The organism is Rhodococcus sp. 05-2255-3B1 (assembly GCF_002258545.1).
In the GTDB taxonomy this organism is placed as follows: Bacteria; Actinomycetota; Actinomycetes; order Mycobacteriales; family Mycobacteriaceae; genus Rhodococcoides.
The window spans coordinates 143271-163177 of record NZ_NOZC01000031.1; the positions used below are offsets into that span (position 1 = coordinate 143271).

At 64.8% G+C, this 19907-nt stretch carries 19 protein-coding genes; 8 read left to right on the forward strand and 11 right to left on the reverse strand.

The window, feature by feature from the left end; genetic code table 11:
• From CH249_RS18035 to ppk2, 3 genes are all read right to left on the reverse strand, one after another.
• A complete protein-coding gene (locus CH249_RS18035) occupies positions 1-1071 on the reverse strand; it encodes an alpha/beta hydrolase family protein (protein ID WP_256981149.1) in 1071 nt (356 codons plus the stop codon).
• A 122-nt stretch (positions 1072-1193) separates the two neighbouring features.
• Positions 1194-2027, reverse strand: coding sequence for an alpha/beta fold hydrolase (locus tag CH249_RS18040; protein WP_032393806.1), 834 nt, complete (start codon positions 2025-2027; stop codon positions 1194-1196).
• Between the two features lie 971 nt (positions 2028-2998).
• Positions 2999-3943, reverse strand: coding sequence for a polyphosphate kinase 2 (gene ppk2, locus CH249_RS18045; RefSeq protein ID WP_032393805.1), 945 nt, complete (start codon positions 3941-3943; stop codon positions 2999-3001).
• Between the two features lie 298 nt (positions 3944-4241).
• Between ppk2 and CH249_RS18050 the strand changes: the two genes are divergently transcribed.
• A complete protein-coding gene (locus tag CH249_RS18050; protein ID WP_032393804.1) occupies positions 4242-4445 on the forward strand; it encodes a PspC domain-containing protein in 204 nt (67 codons plus the stop codon).
• Between the two features lie 57 nt (positions 4446-4502).
• Here the strand turns inward: CH249_RS18050 and CH249_RS28015 are convergent, their stop codons facing one another.
• Both CH249_RS28015 and CH249_RS18055 read right to left on the reverse strand, forming a co-directional pair.
• Positions 4503-4658: a hypothetical protein gene (locus CH249_RS28015; protein WP_155290781.1), complete on the reverse strand. Its 156-nt coding sequence runs from the start codon at positions 4656-4658 to the stop codon at positions 4503-4505.
• Positions 4659-4815: 157 nt separating this feature from the next.
• Positions 4816-6222, reverse strand: a complete 1407-nt coding sequence (locus CH249_RS18055; protein ID WP_094646884.1) for a glucose-6-phosphate dehydrogenase (NADP(+)) — start codon at positions 6220-6222, stop codon at positions 4816-4818.
• A 60-nt stretch (positions 6223-6282) separates the two neighbouring features.
• Here CH249_RS18055 and CH249_RS18060 point away from each other — a divergent pair, with 60 nt between their 5' ends.
• A complete protein-coding gene (locus CH249_RS18060; RefSeq protein WP_032394139.1) occupies positions 6283-6885 on the forward strand; it encodes a hypothetical protein in 603 nt (200 codons plus the stop codon).
• Here CH249_RS18060 and CH249_RS18065 read toward each other — a convergent pair.
• A complete protein-coding gene (locus CH249_RS18065) occupies positions 6882-7454 on the reverse strand; it encodes an isochorismatase family protein (protein WP_045198798.1) in 573 nt (190 codons plus the stop codon). The two genes, CH249_RS18060 and CH249_RS18065, sit on opposite strands and share 4 nt — an antisense overlap.
• A gap of 21 nt (positions 7455-7475) precedes the next feature.
• Between CH249_RS18065 and CH249_RS18070 the strand changes: the two genes are divergently transcribed.
• Positions 7476-8282 (forward strand): MOSC domain-containing protein, encoded by an 807-nt coding sequence (locus CH249_RS18070; protein WP_094646819.1) that lies wholly within the window; start codon positions 7476-7478, stop codon positions 8280-8282.
• A 54-nt stretch (positions 8283-8336) separates the two neighbouring features.
• On the opposite strand, the gene CH249_RS18075 is transcribed toward CH249_RS18070, so the two are convergent.
• The 3 genes from CH249_RS18075 to aspA are packed head-to-tail and all read right to left on the reverse strand — an operon-like array spanning position 8337 to position 12133.
• Entirely contained in the window at positions 8337-9257 is a 921-nt protein-coding gene (locus CH249_RS18075; RefSeq protein WP_256988365.1) for an asparaginase, read from the reverse strand.
• Positions 9250-10689, reverse strand: coding sequence for an amino acid permease (locus CH249_RS18080; protein WP_094681941.1), 1440 nt, complete (start codon positions 10687-10689; stop codon positions 9250-9252). The genes CH249_RS18075 and CH249_RS18080 overlap by 8 nt, the downstream gene beginning before the upstream one ends.
• 4 nt (positions 10690-10693) lie before the next feature.
• Positions 10694-12133 (reverse strand): aspartate ammonia-lyase, encoded by a 1440-nt coding sequence (aspA, locus tag CH249_RS18085; protein ID WP_032393800.1) that lies wholly within the window; start codon positions 12131-12133, stop codon positions 10694-10696.
• Between the two features lie 99 nt (positions 12134-12232).
• On the opposite strand from aspA, the gene CH249_RS18090 reads away from it, so the two are divergent.
• Positions 12233-12940: a FadR/GntR family transcriptional regulator gene (locus CH249_RS18090; protein WP_045198792.1), complete on the forward strand. Its 708-nt coding sequence runs from the start codon at positions 12233-12235 to the stop codon at positions 12938-12940.
• Positions 12941-12959: 19 nt separating this feature from the next.
• Complete coding sequence (gene argG, locus CH249_RS18095) at positions 12960-14375, forward strand: argininosuccinate synthase (protein WP_045198790.1); 1416 nt, start codon at positions 12960-12962, stop codon at positions 14373-14375.
• Between the two features lie 67 nt (positions 14376-14442).
• Here the strand turns inward: argG and ligD are convergent, their stop codons facing one another.
• Together ligD and CH249_RS18105 are read right to left on the reverse strand one after the other, a co-directional pair.
• Complete coding sequence (ligD, locus tag CH249_RS18100) at positions 14443-15396, reverse strand: non-homologous end-joining DNA ligase (protein WP_094681942.1); 954 nt, start codon at positions 15394-15396, stop codon at positions 14443-14445.
• An 18-nt stretch (positions 15397-15414) separates the two neighbouring features.
• Entirely contained in the window at positions 15415-16875 is a 1461-nt protein-coding gene (locus CH249_RS18105; RefSeq protein WP_094681997.1) for a GAF domain-containing protein, read from the reverse strand.
• 155 nt (positions 16876-17030) lie between these two features.
• Between CH249_RS18105 and CH249_RS18110 the strand changes: the two genes are divergently transcribed.
• From CH249_RS18110 to CH249_RS18120, 3 genes are read left to right on the forward strand one after another with little or no spacing between them, the layout of a single operon-like run.
• The gene (locus CH249_RS18110; protein ID WP_032394136.1) at positions 17031-18074 is read left to right on the forward strand and encodes an amidohydrolase family protein; all 1044 of its coding nucleotides are present in this window, start codon (positions 17031-17033) and stop codon (positions 18072-18074) included.
• Between the two features lies 1 nt (position 18075).
• Positions 18076-18855, forward strand: coding sequence for an iron-sulfur cluster assembly protein (locus CH249_RS18115; RefSeq protein WP_045198786.1), 780 nt, complete (start codon positions 18076-18078; stop codon positions 18853-18855).
• 5 nt (positions 18856-18860) lie between these two features.
• Complete coding sequence (locus tag CH249_RS18120; RefSeq protein ID WP_094646882.1) at positions 18861-19886, forward strand: NAD(P)-dependent alcohol dehydrogenase; 1026 nt, start codon at positions 18861-18863, stop codon at positions 19884-19886.
• The last annotated feature ends 21 nt before the right edge of the window (positions 19887-19907 follow it).

Sequence of the window (19907 nt, forward strand, 5' to 3'; positions counted from 1 at the left end):
TCAGGCAGCGAGAGCGTCCTCGAACATCGGCCAGGAATCGTGCAGATCGTTCTGCCAGTAACCCCACGAGTGGGTGCCGCGGTCACGCAACTCGAAGTGGGCCGGGATGTCGAGCTGCTCGAGGGCCGTCTTCAACCTGCGAGTGCAGTCTCCGGTCGCCACCTCGATGGCACCGCCCACGACCATCTGGTTGAGCAACACGAAGCCGGTTCCGTTGGGGTTCGTACCGTCGAGGGTGTCCGATGCTCCCGCCAGCCCGCTGCCGTTCGAGATGTACAGCGCTGTGCCACGCAACTTTTCGGCATTGATCACCGCATCGTTGCGTACCCAGTCCTGATGATCGTCCGGCCCCCACATGTTCGTGACGTTCGCGCCGAGCGCCATGGACACGACCGTCTTGACGTAAGCCCGGCCCAACGCGTCGGTGGTCGACGCGCATCCGCTGTAGGAACCGACGGCACGGTAGAGCCCCTGGTGGTGAGCGGCCAGGTTCAGGACCGAGGTCGCGGCCATCGAGATACCGGCAATTGCGTTGCGGCCGTTGGTATCGAGCAGATCGTCGACGAGCGGTGGGAGTTCGGCGGTCAGGAAGGTTTCCCACTTGTTGCGCCCGAGCCTCGGATCGTCCTGCTGCCAGTCGGTGTAGTAGGAGTAGGCCCCTCCGACCGGGGTCACCACATTGACGTTCTTGTCGGCGAAGAACGACACGACATCGGTCTGGGTGTACCAGTCCATTCCGTCGAGTCCGCCGCCCGCGCCGTTGAGCAGGTACAGCGTGGGGCTCGGAGCCGTCCGATCGGGAGATCGCAGAATCTTCAGTGGGATCGTCCGGTCCATCGCGGCCGAGTGAACGAATGCCGTCATGGCGACGTCGTCGGTCACCTCGGTGCGCACCACGTACGACTCCGTCGGACCGGACGTCTCCTCGGCCGGGGTCGCGGAGGCGAGCGGGTGCGCCACCGCCGCGGCGCAGGCCACCACGCATACGACGACCACTCTGCGTAGCGCCCTCGATCGGAGAAACTGCTCCCCACCACCGATTCGACGAACAGAATCCCCCAGGCCGCTCATAGTCGTGCTCGCTATCGTCGTTCACACAATTGTTGGTTCAAAGACTTTGTACACCAAAACGAACCAGAAGCATGTGCAAACGTACGAAAACCTGTGGATTACCCAGTTCGGATCCGAACCCGTCAGCGATGCATCCACTCCGCCACGAGGTCGGCGACCGCCGTGGGGCTACGGATCCACCCGTTGTGTCCGAGTGGCTCGTCGACGTGCACCGAGGTGACTTCGGCACGGGCAAGCTTACGTACGAGGTTGTCCATCGAGCCACGGGGTGCGAGGTCGTCGCCTTCGATGGTGACTGCGAGCACCGGAAGCGTCAGACGGCCCATCCGTTCCTCGTAGTCCATGTCCGCTCCCGCCGGTTCGATTGTCCCGGTCCGCGCGAACCGGGACCAGTCGTCGATCAGAACCCTCGACTGACGGCCGAACCCGCCGATACCGATCCGATCTCCCGGCCAGAACCCGGCGATGCTGCTGGTGATCGCCATCGCTGCGGCACCCACGTACAGCGGGACGCCGCGGGTGGTGCCGAATCCGCGGTGGTAGGGCGAACCCGACGCCACCAGGATCAGTCCGCCGAGCCTGCCCCTGATGCGGGCGGCGTACATCGCACCGAGCTGGCCGCCCATGCTGTGGCCGAGCAGGAACGGCGTCGCTTCCGGGAACTGCTCGCGAACCACCTCGAATATCGCCGGGAAGTCGACCGAAACCAGTTCCTGGTAGCCGTAGCGACTCGCCGAACTCGGCTTCGGCACGCTGTCCCCCTGACCCCGGAGATCGCCGATCGCAGCATGGAAACCGCGCGCGACGAGAGCCTCGGCGAACAGCCGGTAGTAGCCACCGGGAATGCCGAGGCCGGGAAGAACGACGATCACGGGTGCATCGTCACGGCCCTCACCGGGGAACAGTGACACCGGCACGGTCGAACCGTCGGGCATCTGAATCGGAACCGTCTGCATCGGCTCACCCTATGACGGGTGCAACCATGCATCCCCCCAGGGCTCGTGTTCACCGGATCGCCGGCCAATCATCGATTGGTGCAGATCTTTTCGGTCGAACGAATGACATCTCCAACGAATGCACGTCGAACGACGAGAGCCGGGCCCGACGATGCGGACCCGGCTCGAAGCCGTGAATCAGGAAGTCATGAGTCAGGAGGGCAGGCCGGGGATTTCGACGGCCGAGCCGCTACCTTCCGAGCTACCGAGAGCGAGCAACTGCAGCAGGATTGCGAGCAACTCCATGAAAACTCCTTCGAGAGAGGGGGATTCGATGCCGAGACAGCATCGCGAACCGTCACGAGTTCATCGGACGTAGAGATCCGTGCAGCCGTTGGGCCGCAGGCCCAACGGCGCGGCGGTCGGTCAGTCCGAGGAGGAGCTGATTCCCGAGAAGAGCTGGAGGAAAATTGCGAGGAGGTCACCGAGTTCAGCGGACATGCGAAATACTCCTTCTTCGAGGGGGTGTGCAGATCGCCTGTGACGGATGTCACGCGATGATCTCTGCAAGAAGATTTGTACCGCAGTCGGTCTCGGTTTGTACACGGAAACAACAGTAAAAGTCGAAAATCTTGGTGCGGTGTCACAAAACGGTGACGGTACCGACCGTGGCCGCCCCCGACGAACGGTCACGGCCACGGTCGACACGGACGAACTACGCCGCGCTACCCGACGTCAGCACGCCGACGATCTGATCGACGATCGCGTCGACGATGCCGTCGTAGACGCCGGTGGCGATGTCGGAGATGAACTGCGCTGCTGAACCCATGAGAACTCCTGTTACTCGTGTGCAAGGACAGCCGTAGGCAATACGACCTCGTTCGTTCCTACCGCACCGACGATGACGGTGCATAGCCCGGTACCAACTCGAGACATCGAAGATCCACTACCGCAACGACTTACCGGATATTGCACCATATTACGCGGCAAAACTACTCGCCGATCACGTCTTTCGCGCGCCCCACGAGCAGAGGGTCTGTTTCACCGACTATTTCGGAATCCTTGTTCGCGTAGTCGAATTTGTTGAGCACGAAGCGCATGGCGTTGATCCGAGCCCGCTTCTTGTCGTTGCTCTTGACGACCGTCCACGGCGCGACATCGGTGTCGGTGGCACGGAAGTTCTCCTCCTTCGCCGCGGTGTAGGCATCCCACTTGTCCAGCGAGGCAAGGTCCATGGGCGAGAGCTTCCATTGCCGCACCGGGTCGACCTGCCGGATGGCGAAGCGGGTGCGCTGCTCGTGCTGCGACACCGAGAACCAGAACTTGGTCAAGCTGATGCCCTCGTCGACGAGCATCTGCTCGAACAGCGGTGCCTGCCGAACGAACTGAGCATGCTGCTCGTCGGTGCAGAACCCCATGACCCGCTCGACGCCCGCCCGGTTGTACCAGGACCTGTCGAACATGACGATCTCCCCGGCCGCGGGCAGATGTGCGATGTAGCGCTGAAAGTACCACTCGGTCGACTCACGAGCCGACGGCTTCTCCAGCGCGACCACGCTGGCACCGCGCGGGTTGAGGTGTTCCATGAATCGCTTGATCGTGCCGCCCTTACCGGCGGCATCTCGGCCCTCGAAGATGATGACGTGCCGTCGCCCGGTCTCCTTGGTCCACATCTGCAGCTTGAGGAGTTCGATCTGCAGAAGACGCTTCTCCAGTTCGTACTCGGCACGCGTCATACGCTCGTCGTACGGGTAGTTCTCGCGCCAGGTGTCGACGACGTGGCCGTCGGGGACGGTCAGCAGTACCGGATCGTCGTCATCGGAGTCGTCGACGGTGAAGCCCGACGTGTCGGCAAGATCCACGGCTGTCGTGATGTCGAGCAGGTCGCTCAGGTTGGTACGCGCAGCCGTCCCGTTGCGGAGATCGTTGTCGGTCATGGGCCGAAAGTTAGTGCTCATCGGTGACCGATCCATGTCGGTTCGGTGAACACCCGATGCATCCGGTTTCACCGCAGGCGCTACCCGGTCCGCAAGGGGGACGAACCGGGTAGTGCCTGCTCGTGAACTCGCCGATCTCGTGCGACCGTATCGGCCGTCACAGCGGTAGGTCCAGGGGTCTGCCCGGAAAAGTCGACGATCTTGTTCGAGCGCCGATTTCGGACCGTTCGTTTGTCGGGGTCTATATGGGTGAAATCCCCGATGCGCCGAAAGGTGTTGCTGATGCAGACTTTTCAGCATGACATTCGAGAGCGGTTCCCCCAGAGAGTTCACCAGGTCGAGTTCGCAGAAGATGATGGGAGGTGTATGCGGCGGAGTTGCCGAATATTTCGGCTGGGACGTCAACATCGTCCGACTCGCGACCGTTGCCGGCGCAGTCCTGACCGGCGGCACCGTCGTGCTGATCTACCTCGCGGCGTTGATGTTGATGCCGCTCCGATGAAGCCCGAACGCGACGAAGCCCCGGACCTCGACAACAGGTCCGGGGCCCCGCGGCCGACTACTCGGCGACGCTGGAGAGTCCTTCGGCGCTTCCGGTGAAGAGCTCGGTGATCGCGTCGGAGATGCCTGCAGCGATGCCGTCGGTGATGATTCCGCCGAGGCCGCCGCCTTCGGTGCCGCCGCCGAGCAGACCGGTGATGAGATCGAGAAGCATGGAGTGAGCACCTTTCGGAGAAACGACGAGGCCTGGTTGAAGATTGGACCGGGCGGCAGAAATATAACGCGCCCGTTCTGTCCGATCCGCCGTTTGCCCGAAAAAGTCCCGCTCCCCGTTTGTTGCCGGAAAAAACTTCCGCGCGGTTGCGCGCGAACTACTCCTGTCCGGTGATCAACCAGCCGCACGGTTCGGCGAGCTCGTCGGCCTCGGCGGGTCCCATCGAACCGGGCGAGTAGCTCTTCACCTCGGGCGGGTTGCTCAGCAACGGGGCGGCGACGTCCCAGACGTGCGCCAGACCGTCCGGCCTGGTGAACAACGACCGGTCTCCACTGAGCACATCGAGGATCAAGCGCGCGTACGGGCTCAGCGGCTCGGCGTCGGGCACCGACTTCAGCGGCAGCGCCAGATGCCCCACCGACAGATCGAAATCCGGGCCCGGTTCCTTGACCGTCATGGCGATGTCGATGCTGCCGTCACCCGAGAGGTCGAACGAGAGCACAGTGCCGTCCTCGGGCAGTCCGGTGAGCGGACTGTCGGCCGGTTTACCGAACACCAACGACACGCGCTGCTGGCTCACGCCCAACATCTTTCCGGTGCGGAGCAGAAACGGGACTCCGCGCCACCGGTCGGTGTCGACCCACAACTTCGCCGCGACGAACGTGTCGACCTTCGAATCGTCGGCGACGCCCTCGACATCGCGGTAGCCGTCGTACTGACCGAGAACCACCTCGCCGGTGTCCAGCGGCCGGAACTGCCCGATCACGGTCTCACGCGCCGATTGCAGATCCTCGGCCTTCAGCGATGCGGGCGGCTCCATCGCGACCTCCGCGGCAACCTGGAACAGATGGGTGACGAGCATGTCCAACACGGCACCGGTGGCGTCGTAGAACTCGGCGCGGTCGTCGATGTCGAGCGTCTCGGGGACGTCGATCTGTACCTGCGCGACGTGTTCGGAGTTCCAGATTCCGCTGATCATGCCGTTCGCGAACCGCAGCACATGGAGGTTCTGCGTCGCCTCCTTGCCGAGGAAGTGATCGATGCGATAGACCTGGTTTTCCTCGACCACCTCGTGCACGGCCTTGTCGAGTTCCTCGAAGTTGCTCTGCGAGGTACCGAAGGGCTTTTCGTAGACCACCCGGGAGCCGTCGGCCAGATCGTGTGCTCCCAAGGCCTTCGTGTAGTCGACGAAGGTGCTCGGCGGCAGAGCGATGTAGTGCACCAGCTGGGCGTCGTCGCCGACGTCCTTCTTCGCGTCGACGACGACCTCGGGCAACTTACCGGGATCGTCGACGGTGAAGCCGTTGCCCGCGAAGCGGATTCGCTCGGAGAACGTCGTCCAATCATCCTCGGCCACATTCTCGGCGAACTCGTCGAGGACGCTGCGTACGTGATCGCGGAACTCGTCGTCGGAGGTGTCCTTGCGGCCGTTGCCGATCAGGACCCATTTCTCCGGGAGCAGGCCTTCGAGATGGAGTTGGTAGAACGACGGCAGGACCATTCGCTTCGCGAGGTCTCCGGTTGCGCCGAAAAGGACGAATACAGTGGGTTGCGAGGACGCCATGACCTCCACTATGCACCGCACAGTTTGGGCGCGCACAGTGCCGACGAGTGAGAGTGCATGATGACCAGATCACGGTTTCACGGTGAGATCTACGGGGTAGGCACAACGTCCGGCGTGCGCATCGTCGTCGGGCATTGGACGCGATCGCCGCTGGGCGAATTCACCGACGTCATGATCCAATTCGCGGACGGCAGACGCCTGCTCGTCGCGCCCGACGAGGACGTTCGGGAATTCGTCACCGCCACATACACCTTCGACGCCACCGAACTCGTACCGGTGACATTCACCGCTCAGCAGGATGGTTGGCGGTCGGTGACAGCGGGTGACCTGTCCGTGAGAATCCGCGTTGCCGGACCCACCGTGCTCGGCCGCGCGCTGAGCCTCGTCCCCGACGTGGTGTCGACAGCACCGTGGTTCTGCGCGATCAGCGATCCCATCGCCCGAGTGATACTGCGCGGAGTCCGCACCCGCGGCAGCGCGGGCGGGGGCCGACGTGAGTACTACGGTGCCAGGCACCAACACCGCGTCACCGACGTGCAGGCCTCGTGGCAGGGCGAGGACCTCGGATCACTGACCCCGGTCACTCCCCCGGTGACCTTCGGATTCGGCAGCACCCCGGCGGCACCGTCGGTCACATCCATCACCACGACGATCGACAGTTAGACCACCACGGCGCCGGACGCCCGCAGATCGTCGAGGGCAGCGGCCGACGACTCCGGCGCAACTCCCGCGACGAGGTCGGTGAGAACACGGACGTCGAGCTTCTCGGCCACAGCGTCTTTCGCCGACGCCAGAACGCAGTAGTCGGTCGCAAGCCCGACGACGTCGATGTCGGTGACCTCGTTGGCGGTGAGTATCTCGGCGAGGGACGTCCCGTCGTCGGTGACACCCTCGAATGCCGAGTACGACGGTTTGCCCTGCCCCTTGTAGACGTGGACGTCCACCGAACCGGTCGCGTAATCGGGGTGATACTCGGCTCCGACGGTGCCCGCGACGCAGTGCACCGGCCACGTGGTGACGAAGTCCGGGGCGGCGTCGGTGGCGAAGTGTCCGCCGTTGTCGCCCTCGGCGTCGTGCCAATCTCGCGAGGAGACCACGAGGTCGTACTCGTCCCCGTGGCGCGCGAGGTACGCGCTGATCCTGCGCGCGACTTCCGCGCCGCCGGTCACCGCAAGCGCGCCGCCTTCGGTGAAGTCGTTCTGCACATCCACTACCAACAGAGCACGAGTCATGGATCCCAGTATCCTCGACGGGTGCGCGTGTCGTCTCTGGTGACCTACCCCGTCAAAGGATGTGCCGGTGCCGTGCTCGATGCGGCCCAGGTGAGTGCCACCGGCCTCGAACACGATCGATCGTTCATGATCGTCGATGCGGACGGCGCATTCCGCAGTCAACGCACCGACCCCGTGCTCGCGGTCGTCCGCTGTTCGGTGGGCGACGGAACGTTGACGCTCGAGCACGACACGTCCGGATCGGTGACCGTGTCGGTGGACCGCGATTCCGAGGCGCGAGACATCACGATGTTCCGCAGCCCGATGCGCGGGATCGATCAGGGCGACGACGTCGCCGACTGGCTCACCGACGTCATCGGAGAACCCTCACGCCTCGTCGCCGCACCGCGCGACCTCGACCGCGTCACCGACGGAATCCGGCCAGGATCAGCACAATTCGCCGACAGCTCTGCGGTGCACATCATCTCGACCGCCACCTTGGCCGGGCTCAATTCACGCCTCGACGTCCCGCTGCCGATGGATCGCTTCCGGCCCAACATCGTCGTCGACGGCTGGGACTCCCCGCACCGGGAAGACGAGGTGCGGGACGTGACCATCGGCGGGGCGCGATTGGCCTACACCAAACTCGCCATCCGCTGCGCCGTCACCACGGTCGAGCAGTCCACCGGTGTGCGCACCGGTCCGGAACCGCTGCGCACGCTCGGCGACTACCGCCGCGGTCGGCAGAAGGGCGTCGCTTTCGGGTCGAAGTTCTCGGTGGTGCAGGACGGCACGGTGACCGTCGGGGACGAGCTACACGTCGCGAGTTGGGGCGAGTCGGAGCTGTAGCTCGGCTGTGGTGTGCTGAGTGTCCCCTTTTCGGTTCCGTGGGCGGGTTTCCGCTCACGCGAAGGAATTGTGGACAACCACGTCACTCGCTCCGGTGGCAATCAGCGCCGCCAACTGGATCCGCGCCTGCCCCGCCCGCAGTTCGCGGGAGAACACCGCACCCGCATCGAGGAGATCGTGGCCACCCCCACCGCCGCCGTACGTCGGCGAGGTCTCGCCGAACGGAACCCGCGTCGTGACCACCACGTGCACCCCGGCGGCCACTGCCTCCTTCACCGCATGGACGACGCGGGCGTTGGTGTTGCCCGAACCCGTCGCCTCGAGCACGATGCCCGACGCCCCGGCCTCGCGGCACGTGTCGATCTGCAGTCCGTCGGTCCCGGGATAGAGGGCGACGATGTCGACGCGAATTCCGGCAATGGGCTTCCACTGCAGGGGTTTCGGCCGAGGCAGCGCCGCCGACCGAAAGGCATCGAGTTCGGTGGTGTGCTTCTTGATCGCGCCGCGCGCCGGCAGCAAGCGACCGCCGAACGCGATCAGAACACCGGGCTCGGACTGCGCGGCCGCCACCGCCGCGGCGATGTTGCTCGGGCCGTCCGGATTTGGATGATCGGCCGTGCGCTGTGCACCGGTGAACACCACCGGACGTTCGTCGTCGTGGAACAGATCGACGTAGAGCGCCGACTCCTCCATGGTGTCGGTGCCGTGCAACACCACCACTCCGGCGCATCCGTCCTCGGCCAGCGCGTCCGCGACCGCAGTGCGAATGGTGTCGAGATCGGCGAAGTCCAACGCCGAGCTGTCCTTCGACATCACCTCGTGCACCCGAACACCGTCGACATCGACCCCGATGCCGGCGGCCGGACGAGAGACACCGTGCTCGTCGCGACTGCTGGCAATCGTGCCGCCTGTGGTCAACAAGGCGACATGCTCGGCGCTCTCCGGTCGTTCCTGCAGGCTCCACTCCTCAGTCACTGCGCGCCGCCACCTCTCGAATTCGCTTGCGGCACAGAAACCATCCTCCGACGAGCATCGGCGCGATGAGCAGGATCGACGCCACCGTCCAGGTACCGACCGGTTTGTCGAAGGCCATCAGCACGAGTACACACGCCAGGAAGCCTAGCGTTGCGTATCCGGTGTACGGGGCACCGAAGAGCTTGAACGCAGGTCGGGTGACCGCACCGGTTCTCGACAGTGACCAGAACTTCAACTGACACGCCACGATGACGGCCCAGGCGCTGATGATGCCCAGAGCGGCAAGGTTCAGCACGATCTCGAAGGCCTGCGACGGAACCACGGCGTTGAGCACGACGCCGAGCAGCGTCACCACCGACGTCAGTGCGATGCCGCCGTACGGCACACCCGACTTGTTCATCCGCGCGGCGAACGAGGGGGCCGAGCCGGCGACCGCCATCGAATGCAGGATGCGTCCGGTCGAGTACAGCCCGGCATTGAGGGAGGACAACGCTGCGGTGAGGACGACGAGGTTCATGATCGCGTCCGCGCCTTCGACGTCTATCGCTCCGAAGAACGTCACGAACGGACTCTCACCGGCTCGATAGGCGGTGTACGGCAACAGCAGTGACAGCAGCAGCACCGAGCCGACGTAGAACACGACGATACGGATGATGACGGTGTTGATCGCCTTCGGTATCACCTTCTCGGGATTCTGCGTCTCACCGGCCGCCGTGCCGACCAGCTCGATCGAGGCGTAGGCGAACACCACTCCCTGGATCACCACGATGGCGGGCAGCAGTCCGTTGGGAATCAGCCCGCCGTTGTCGGTGAGCACGCTCAGACCCGGCTCTTGTCCGTCGATGGGAGTGCCGAAGATGACGTAATAGGTGCCGATGGCCAAGAAAGTCACCAGTGCGACGACTTTGATGAGCGCGAACCAGAACTCCAGCTCTCCGAACACCTTGACCGACACCAGGTTCAGCCCGAGCACGAGCACCAGGCCTGCGAGCGCGAAGACCCATTGATCGACGTTGCCGAGTGGAGCCCAGTATTTCTTGAAGAAGTTCATGTAGAGCGCCACGGCCGTCACGTCGACCACCGCTGTCATCGCCCAGTTCATCCAGTACAGCCAGCCGGCCGCGAAAGCGACTTTCTCGCCGAAGAATTCGCGCGAATACGAGACGAAGGATCCCGACGACGGGCGGTGCATCACCAGCTCACCCAGTGCGCGCAGAATCAGGAATGCGAAGAATCCGCACAGCGCGTACACCAGAACCAGGGCAGGTCCGGCGTCGCGCAGTCGCCCGCCCGCGCCCATGAACAGTCCGGTGCCGATCGCGCCGCCGATGGCGATCATCTGGATCTGGCGAGGGGCCAGCTCTTTTCGGTAGCCCAGGTCTTCTTCACTGAAGGCCTTGGCGGTGTCGACACTCCGGTTCTCTGTACTCATCGCGTTACCTCGTCGACGTCTCGGGAGCAACGGAATGCTCGGTGGGAGCCACCCGCAGATTCGCGAGGTGCTCGGGGCTCAGGAGTCGGTCCAGCTCGTCCCGGGCCAACAGACCCTTCTCGAGTACGAGGTCGACCACGTTTCGACCACTGACCAACGCCTCCTGGGCAATAGCAGTCGATTCCACGTATCCGAGATACGGGCTCAGCGCGGTGATCAGGCCGATGGAGTTCTCCACGCGCTCACGCAGCAGGTCGACGTTGGCGGTGATGCCGTCGACACACCGATGCGCGACGGTTCGGCATGCGGCGCTCAGGTGCGCCATACCGTCGGACAGGGACTTGACGATGATCGGCTCGAATGCGTTGAGCTGCAACTGTCCCGCCTCTGCCGCCATCGTGATGGTGACGTCGTGACCGATCACCTCGTAGGCAACCTGATTGAGAACCTCGGGAATGACGGGGTTGACCTTGCCGGGCATGATCGACGAACCCGCCTGCATCGGAGGCAGATTGATCTCGTTGAAGCCCGCCCGCGGCCCGGAGGACAACAGCCGGAGGTCGTTGCAGATCTTCGACAGCTTCACCGCGACGCGCTTGAGAACGCCGGACAGGTGCACGAACTGACCGACGTCCTGCGTTGCCTCGATCAGATCCGTCGCGGTCACCAGAGGCAGGCCGGTGATGGTCCGCAGATGTGCGACGGCCGATTCGGTGTATCCGGCGGGAGCGTTCAGTCCGGTGCCGATGGCGGTGGCTCCGAGGTTGATCTCGTGCACCAGCAGTGCCGCTTCCTCGAGTCGCGAGCAGTCCTCGTCGATCATGACCGCGTAGGTACCGAACTCCTGGCCGAGGGTCATCGGCACTGCATCCTGCAGCTGCGTGCGGCCCATCTTGACGACGGTGGCGAACTCGGTTGCCTTGCGGCCGAACGAGTCTCGCAACACCTTCATCGAGGCGATCAGCTCGTGGACGGCGAAGACGGTCGCGATGTTGACCGACGTCGGGTACACGTCGTTGGTGGACTGCGACGCGTTCACGTGCTCGTTGGGGTGCAGCATGCTGTAGTCGCCGTGCGGGTGCCCGAGAATTTCCAGGGCGCGGTTGGCGATGACCTCGTTGGCGTTCATGTTGGTCGAGGTGCCCGCGCCACCCTGGATGACGTCGACGACGAACTCCTCGTGCCACTGACCGTCGAGAATTTCCTGACACGCCGTACGGATCGCTTCCCCGCGGGTGGCGTCGAGAATTCCGAGATCCTGATTGGCCGACGCGGCGGCCCACTTCACTGCCGCGAGACCGCGAACGAGGTGCGCATTGGTGGAGATCGGACGCCCGGTGATCGGGAAGTTCTCGAGGGCGCGCAGGGTGTGGATTCCCCAATACACGCTGTTCGGGATTTCGCGTTCCCCGAGAAGATCCTTCTCGATGCGGGTATCGGCCACGGTGCGCTCCTAGGTGAGGGTGTCCAGCTGTCCGGCTGTCTGACAGGTAGAGTGTGGCGCAGAACACCTCATCGGTCAACCCCACGCTAGGATCACGTCATGAACCTGTCGGACAGCTGGGCAGTCAGTGCGCCCACGAATGCCCGGATGAGCGCGGCCGAGGCGGTGTTCGCAGACCTGCGCGCGGCCATCGCGTCGGGCGAGCTCCCCGTCGGGCAGAAGTTGCCGTCCGAGGCGGCCCTTGCCGCTCGGCACAGCGTCAGCCGCTCCGTCATCCGCGAGGCACTGCGCTCCTGCCATGCCCTCGGCCTCACCGAGACCAAGACCGGTCTCGGCACGTTCGTGATTCGCGACCGCGTCGGCAACGACCTCGACATCGGCAACTACGCCGCCCGCGAACTCATGGAGGCCCGCCCGCACGTGGAGATTCCCGCCGCCGGCTGGGCCGCGGAGCGACGCACCGACGAAGAGTTGGCGGTACTCGCCGGCCTGGCGGACGAAATGCGTTCGGAGGACGACCACGAGGCCTGGGTTCTGTTGGACGCGCAGTTCCACACCGCGATCGCGCGGGCGAGCAAGAATCGCGTGTTCGAGGCGATCATCGTCGACATCCGGGATGCCCTGACGCGGCAATCGGAGACCCTCAACCTCGTCGCACATCGGCAGCAACAGTCCAACGTCGAACACGACGCCATCGTCGACGGCATCCGATCGGGCGAGTACGACGCCGCAGCCCGCGCGATGACCGCGCATCTCGATGCCGTCCGGGGTGCCGTGGAGTCGCTCGCCGATCGGGCCGATCGGTAGTACTACTAGGCTGCTTGCCGTGACGAAGGTATTGAACTCTCTCCCGGTCGGCGAACGAATCGGCATTGCATTCTCCGGCGGTCTCGACACCTCGGTGGCTGTCGCTTGGATGCGCGAGCACGGGGCGATCCCCTACGCGTACACAGCCGACATCGGCCAGTACGACGAGCCGGACCTGTCCGATGTGCCCGAGCGCGGCCTGGCCTACGGGGCCGAGCAGGCGCGGCTCATCGACTGCCGCGAGCCGCTCGTCGAGGAGGGTTTGGCGGCACTGACCTGCGGCGCGTTCCACATTCGCTCGTCACTGCAGACGTACTTCAACACCACCCCGCTCGGCCGCGCAGTCACCGGCACCATGCTGGTGCGCGCGATGGCCGAGGACGGCGTCTCGATCTGGGGCGACGGATCGACGTACAAGGGCAACGACATCGAGCGGTTCTACCGCTACGGCCTGCTCGCCAACCCGCAGCTGCGGATCTACAAGCCCTGGCTCGACGAGGCGTTCGTCGCCGAGCTCGGCGGTCGGCACGAGATGTCGCAGTGGCTCACCCAGCGCACGCTCCCCTACCGTGACTCGGCAGAGAAGGCCTACTCCACCGACGCCAACATCTGGGGCGCCACCCACGAGGCGAAGAAGCTCGAATACCTCGACACGTCACTCGAGATCGTCAGCCCCATCATGGGCGTTCGGTTCTGGGACCCCGAGGTGGACATCGCGCCCGAGGAGGTCACCGTCGAGTTCGAGCGGGGTCGACCGGTCCGGATCAACGGGAAGAGCTTCGACAGCCCCGTCGACCTGGTCATGGAAGCCAACGCCATCGGTGGGCGCCACGGCCTCGGCATGAGCGATCAGATCGAGAACCGCATCATCGAAGCCAAGAGCCGCGGCATCTACGAGGCTCCAGGAATGGCACTGCTGCACATCACCTACGAGCGCCTCGTCAACGCCATCCACAACGAGGACACCGTCGCCTCGTACCACAACGAAGGCCGTCGACTCGGCCGTCTGCTGTACGAGGGACGCTGGTTCGATCCGCAGGCACTGATGCTGCGCGAGGGCCTGCAGCGGTGGGTCGGCAACGTCGTCAGCGGCAGCGTGACACTGCGACTGCGCCGCGGCCAGGACTTCACGATCGTCGACACCCAGGGCAGCAACTTCAGCTACCACCCCGAGAAGCTGTCCATGGAACGCAGCCAGGGCCAGGCGTTCTTCCCCGGCGACCGCATCGGTCAACTCACGATGCGCAACCTCGACATCGCCGATTCACGCAGCAAGCTCGAGCAGTACGCCGCGCAGAACCAACTCACGGCCTGGGGCGAGCTCATCGGCGAACTGCCCGCAGGCGGAGCCGACGCCATCGCCGCCAGCGGCCCCGACGGTTCCGTGGACTCCTCGGCACTCGACCACGCCGCCATCGAGTCCGGCACCGACTGATTTTTGCCGCCGAACTCGAAGTTATGGACGGATTTCCGCCGATTTCCGTCCACAACTTCGAGTTCGGCTACTCCTCGGGCTCCGTCAAACCCTCGTGCTCGTCGCGCTCCGCCCATTCGAGTAGCTCGTCGATCGCGAACACCGCATCGTCGATGCCCGCGTGCAGGTCCCCCAACTCGGCGAATCTGGCCGGCACCGTGAACATCGTGAACTCGCGCGGATCGACGTCGGCAACCTCGTCCCACGAAATCGGCGTCGACACCGTCGCCTGCTGATTCCCGCGCACCGAATACGCGCTGGCGATGGTGTGATCGCGGGCGTTCTGGTTGTAGTCGACGAACAGTTTCGACGGGTCGCGGTCCTTGCGCCACCACGTCGTCGTCACGTCCTCGGGTGCGCGGCGCTCGACCTCACGCGCGAAAGCCAGTGCAGCCCTTCGCAAGTCCTTGAACCCGTGAGCCGGGTCGATGCGCACGTAGATGTGCAGACCATGGCCGCCGGAGGTCTTGGGCCAGCCGACGGCCCCGAGATCACTCAGCACCTCCTGAACCACCCCGGCCACGCGTCGGACCCGGTCGAAGGAACAGTCGGGCATCGGATCGAGGTCGATGCGCCACTCGTCGGGCATCTCGACGTCGGCGCGGCGGCTGTTCCACGGATGGAACTCCACGGTCGACATCTGCACCGCCCAGGCCACGTGCGCCAGTTCGGTCACGCATAGCTCGTCCGCGGTGCGGTTGTAGCGGGGAAACGTCACCTGCACGGTCTCGAGCCACGGCGGCGCGCCGTTCGGCACCCGCTTCTGGTGCACCTTGTCACCGGCCAGTCCCTTGGGAAAGCGATGCATCATGCACGGGCGCTCCCGAAGCGCCCGCACGATGCCGTCGCCCACGCTCAGGTAGTAGTTCACCAAATCCAGCTTGGTGGCTCCGCTTTCGGGGAAGTACACACGCTCGGGGTTGGAGATGCGGACGATGCGGTCACCGACCGGTAACTCGATCGACGGAGAGCTACTGGCCATGAGGTCGAGGGTAAGCGATCAAGAACGAAGCGTGATGCCGTATCGGTCGCGTTTGCGATAGATGGTCGCTCGACTCATCCCGAGTTCCTCGACCGCGTCGTTCATGGTGATGCCGGGGCGAGAGAGCACGCGGATCATCTCGTCGCGCTCGAACGTCTCGATGCGGGTGAGCCGATGGGTGGTGCGCGAAAGCACCTCCGGCGGTAGATGGTGGACTCCGATGACGTCGGCGCGGACGGCTGCCTTGTGCATCACCGTGGCCAGCTCACCGACGTTGCCCGGCCACGGATGTTCGCGCAGCGCTCGCTCGGCAGCGGGGGTGAGCGTGACCTGGCGGCCGCGTACTCGACCGGCCAGATGGAGGGCGAGCGGGGCGATGTCGTCGGGCCTGTTTCGCAGCGGCGGTACCTCGACCACGGTGCGCAGCAGTCCCGCGAGTGCCGGGGGCACGTCGTCGTAGTTCGACGCCGTGACGGTGACGGGTACGCCGTGGCCGGCGCGGCGGATCAGTTCGGCGAGGGCGTCGGCTGCACGCGCGGGAAGCCTGTCGACATCGCGGATGATCACTGCCGTATCGGGTTTCGGCAGCTCGGGCGTCCAGAGGTCGAGCCAGGCGTCGACGTCGCGGGCTGCCGGTGCTCCGGCGCTGAGGATGCGGCCGCGCGGGCGTGCCGCGCGCAGTGCGCGAGCGAGCACGGTGGCCCGGCCCGATCCCGGCTCACCGACCATGAGAACCGAACCATGTTCGGCCAGAGCAGCTTCCGCAGACCCCAGTGCACTACGCCAGCCAGTTGAAAGGTCGTCGAGTATGCCCGATCCCGGCCCGCTGTGAGCGGTCTCGACCCGGAACACCTCACCACGCGGAGCAGGCCGTGGATGCTGACCCTGTGCCCGCGCGAGCATCATCGCCGAGGTGTTGCCTGCCGCCGACTGCGCAAGGGCCAGAAGCAGATCCGACGACGACTCCGACCAGGTGGTCAGATTGACGCAGCCCTCCACCCTGCCGGTGAGGGGATCGAGGACCGGCGCAGCCGCGCACGTGTAGCCGGCGAGCGAGAGCGAGTAGTGTTCGTCCGCCCTCACCACTGCGGGCACCTGATCCGCCAGCGCCAGCGCCAGGCCGTTGGTACCGGCCTGGTCCTCCGCATACGAGAAGCCGGGCGCCAGATGCACACGGTCGAGCGCGGCCAGCAGATCGCGATCGGCGCTGACTCGGTCCAACACGAGACCGTCGGCGTCGGTGAGCATCATCGACACCGGTTCGTTCGCCAACGTGTCGCGCAACCCGTTGAGCACCTCGCGGCCGCATCGGTAGAACAGGGACTCGTCGTCGTAGGTTCCCGAGAAGACCGGAGCAACCTCGTCGAGCGACACCCCGTACCGCTGGCTCCGGTGCCAGGACGCGAGGAGCCGATGCGAGACGGCAGCGAGCGGCTCCGAGTGGAGTCGGGCTCGCGAGAGACCCCCGGAATCTGCCATGTGATCCAGGTTACATTCGCATGTCGCCATCTGTGCCGGGGCAGCGTCTCGAATTGAGACTCCGAGGCCGCGACGCCGGCTCGATTCGGACCTACCGTCGTTCCCATAACGACGTGACGCACGTCACGTATCGCACCATCCGGGAGGCACACCGCATGTACACCAAGAATGGCGAGAAGTTCTTCATCGTCGACGCTCACATCGCTCTGTGGGACGCGCGGGAGCAGAACCAGCGCAACATCCACGGCAAGCAGTTCATCGACTGCTTCTACGACTACCACCGCAACCTCTCCCCCGAGAGCGAACTGTGGACGTACGACGAGTACCTCTACCAGGGTGGCGAGCGCCTGATGCACGACCTGTTCGAGGTCGGCTACGTCGATCACGCCATCTTCCAGCCCGCCCACCTCGGCGAGTTCTACAACAACGGGTTCGGACAGACCGAGGAGGCGTCGGCGTTGGCCGCCGCGCACCCGGACAAGCTGACCTACAACCACCACTTCGATCCGCGCAACGGCGAACGTGGCCTCGACCAGCTGCGAGCCGACGCCGAGCGCTTCGGACTCAAGGGCGTCAAGCTCTACACCGCCGAGTGGCACGGCGATTCCCGCGGCTACAAGCTCGACGACGACTGGACGCGGCGCTACCTCGAGGTCTGCCGCGAAGTCGGCATCAAGAACATCCACGTGCACAAGGGGCCGACGATTCGTCCGCTCGATCGAGATGCGTTCGACGTAGCGGACGTCGACCACGTGGCCACCGACTTCACCGATCTGAACTTCGTCGTCGAACACTGCGGACTGCCCCGGCTCGAGGACTTCTGCTGGATCGCGACCCAGGAACCCAACGTGTACGCCGGTCTCGCGGTGGCCATTCCGTTCATGCACACACGTCCGAAGTACTTCGGCCAGATCATGGGTGAGCTGCTGTACTGGCTGGGCGAGGACCGCATCTTCTTCTCCTCCGACTACGCACTGTGGACGCCCAAGTGGCTGGTCGAAGGATTCGTCGACTTCCAGATCCACGAGTCCCTCGACGAATACGCTCCCATCACGCTCGAGCAGAAGAAGAAGGTGCTCGGACTCAACGCCGCCAAGCTCTACGACATCGAGGTCCCTGCAGAGCTGCAGCTGCCCGACGCCGACGAGACCGAGACCGGACCGCGTCAGCCCGAGCGCGCCGACCTCGCGGCGGTGTGAGATGACGACTGCCACGACCACCAGGAAGGACGAGGCCTACGCCGCCCTCGGTGTCGTCCTGGATCCCGAATTGGACGAGCCCATCACCGATCTCGGCTTCGTCCGATCCCTGGAGGTCGACGAGAGCACCGTCCACGTTCATCTGCGGTTGCCCACGTCGTTCTGCTCGCCGAACTTCGCGTACCTCATGTCGGGGGATGCGAAGGACGTGCTGACGGCACTGCCGTGGACCGAGCATGTTCTCGTCGAACTGGACGATCACCACGACTCGGACAAGATCAACGCCGGCCTCGCCGCCGACGCAGGATATCGAGGCACCTTCGGCCACGAAGCCGAGGAGGACCTCGAGGAATTACGAGCGACGTTCCGCCGCAAGGCGTATGTGGCGGCGATGGAACGTTCTCTCCAGGGGTGGCTGCGAGCGAATCCCGGTGCGACCGAGAACGACTTGGCCGCAGTGGTTCTCGGAGATCTTGCGGACGATCGCACGTCGACCGCTCTGCTTCGCCGCCGCGAGGCACTCGGGCTGAGAATCGACCCGGCCGCTCCGGCTCTGGTCGACCACACCGGTCGCCCACACACCGGTGATCTGACGATGGTGATGCGGCGCGCCCGCGCCACCCGCGTCTCGATCGACGGCAACGCGCACTTCTGTCGCGGGTTGCTGCAGACTCGCTACCCCGGCGCGGAAGAACAGCAAGTCCCTCGAGAGGAGGGCGCGTTCATCCCCCTCACCTCCCTCACCGTCCAGCACACCACAACACAGGAGCAGTCACGATGAGCACGATGCGCGCCGTCCAGGTGGTCGGGTATCACAAGAATCTGGAGATGACCGAGGTACCGATCCCCGAGGTTCGAGGCCCTCTCGACGTGATCGTGAAGATCGGCGGGGCAGGCGTGTGCCGCACCGATCTGCACATCCTCGAAGGCCAGTGGGCCGAGAAGTCCGGTGTCACACTGCCGTACACGATCGGGCACGAGAACGCCGGATGGGTGCACGCGGTCGGTTCGGCCGTCACCAACGTCCGCGAGGGCGACAAGGTGATCCTGCATCCGTTGGTCACGTGCGGACTGTGCCGGGCATGCCGGTCCGGTGACGACGTGCATTGCGAGAGCAGTGATTTCCCCGGGATCGACACCAACGGCGGGTACGCGGACTATCTGCGTACCAACGCCAGGACAGTGGTGAAGATCGACGAATCGCTCGAACCGTCCGCGGTGGCAGCGCTGGCCGATGCAGGCCTGACGGCGTACCACGCCGCCGCCAAAGCGGCCCGGCGGCTGACTCCACGCGACAAATGCGTCGTCATCGGTGCAGGCGGCCTCGGCCACATCGGTATCCAGGTGCTGGAGGCGCTGTCGCCCGCAGAGCTCATCGTCATCGACCGCAACGCCGATGCCGTCAAGCTCGCCCTGACTCTCGGTGCCGATCACGCGGTGGTCGCCGACGGCAGCCAGATCGACCAGGTCATGGAACTCACGGGCGGATTCGGCGCCGAGGTCGTTCTCGACTTCGTCGGCGAAAATGGCTCCACCGCAGAGGGATTGGCGATGACCAGACGGGCCGGTGACTATCATGTGATCGGCTACGGCGAGAACGTCGACGTGCCGACCATCGACCTGGTGTCGGCGGAGAAGAACATCGTCGGCAACCTCGTCGGGTCCTACAACGACCTGTGCGATCTGATGTCTCTCGCCGCGCGCGGTTCCGTGAACCTGCATACGCAGACCTACGCACTGGACGACTTCCAGAGTGCCATCGACGACCTCGACAACGGACGGGTTCGCGGCCGCGCGATTCTCGTACCCTGAAATCGGGTAGTAACCACCGAC